At 71.6% G+C, this 1,494-nt stretch carries 1 protein-coding gene; it reads right to left on the bottom strand.

Annotated features, from left to right (window positions below; translation table 11 throughout):
• A partial coding sequence (locus FOV68_RS23810; RefSeq protein ID WP_255473763.1) for an Ig-like domain-containing protein occupies positions 1–1,494 on the bottom strand: 1,494 nt, incomplete at both ends.

Below are 1,494 nucleotides of genomic sequence, written 5' to 3'. Positions count from 1 at the left end.
GGTGTCGCCGTCGGTGATCACCACGGTGGAGCCGGGCTGCATGCCGCCGCCGCCGATGGTCGGCGTGCTGTCGCTGGTGCTGCTGCCGTCGGCGATCGGGTTACCGGCGTCGTCGGTCAGGCCCGGCGCGGTGGCGCTGGTGTCAACGTTGACGTCGACGGTGCTGCTGCTGGCGTTGCCGCTGGCATCGGTGCCGTCAACCACGAGCGCGTGCTCGCCGTCAGCCAGCGGCGCGTCAGGGGTGAAGGTCCAGCTGCCGTCCTCGCCCACGGTGGCGGTGCCGAGCTCGGTGTCGCCGTCGGTGATCACCACTGTGGAGCCGGGCTGCATGCCGCCGCCGCCGATGGTCGGGGTGCTGTCGCTGGTGCTGCTGCCGTCGGCGACCGGATTACCGGCGTCGTCGGTCAGGCCGGGCGCGGTGGCGCTGGTGTCGACGGTGACGTCGACGGTGCTGCTGCTGGCGTTGCCGCTGGCATCGGTGCCGTCAACCACGAGCGCGTGCTCGCCGTCGTCCAGCGGGGTTTCCGGCGTGAAGGTCCAGCTGCCGTCCTCGCCCACGGTGGCGGTGCCGAGCTCGGTGTCGCCGTCGGAGACGGTGACGGTGGAGCCGGGCTGCATGCCGCTGCCATTGATGGTCGGGGTGCTGTCGCTGGTGCTGCTGCCGTCGGCGACCGGATTACCGGCGTCGTCGGTCAGGCCCGGCGCGGTGGCGCTGGTGTCGACGGTGACGTCGACGGTGCTGCTGCTGGCGTTGCCGTCAGCGTCGGTGCCGTCAACCACGAGCGCGTGCTCGCCGTCGTCCAGCGGATTTTCCGGCGTGAAGGTCCAGCTGCCGTCCTCGCCCACGGTGGCGGTGCCGAGCTCGGTGTCGCCGTCGGAGACGGTCACGGTGGAGCCGGGCTGCATGCCGTCGCCATTGATGGTCGGGGTGCTGTCGCTGGTGCTGCTGCCGTCGGCGACCGGATTACCTGCGTCGTCAGTGAGGCCCGGCGCGGTGGCGCTGGTGTCGACGGTGACGTCGACGGTGCTGCTGCTGGCGTTGCCGTTCGCGTCGGTGCCGTCGATGACCAGGGCGTGATCGCCGTCATCCAGCGGGGTTTCCGGCGTGAAGGTCCAGCTGCCGTCCTCGCCCACGGTGGCGGTGCCGAGCTCGGTCTCGCCGTCGGAGACGGTGACGGTGGAGCCGGGCTGCATGCCGCCGCCGCCAATTGTTGGCGTACTGTCGCTGGTGCTGCTGCCGTCGGCGATCGGGTTGCCCGCGTCGTCGGTGAGGCCCGGCGCGGTGGCGCTGGTGTCGACGTTTACGTTAACGGTGTCACTGACCGCGTTGCCGTCCGCACCGGTGCCGTCAACCACGAGCGCGTGCTCGCCGTCAGCCAGCGGATTTTCCGGCGTAAAGGTCCAGCTGCCGTCCTCGCCCACGGTGGCGGTGCCGAGCTCGGTGTCGCCGTCGGAGACGGTCACGGTGGAGCCGGGCTGCATGCCGCCGCCGCC

Origin of the sequence: Pantoea sp. paga (genome assembly GCF_007558755.1) — a bacterium.
Classification (GTDB): Bacteria; Pseudomonadota; Gammaproteobacteria; order Enterobacterales; family Enterobacteriaceae; genus Pantoea; species Pantoea agglomerans.
Note: the sequence above shows the minus strand (reverse complement) of the source record. Positions and strands in the feature narration are given on the sequence as shown.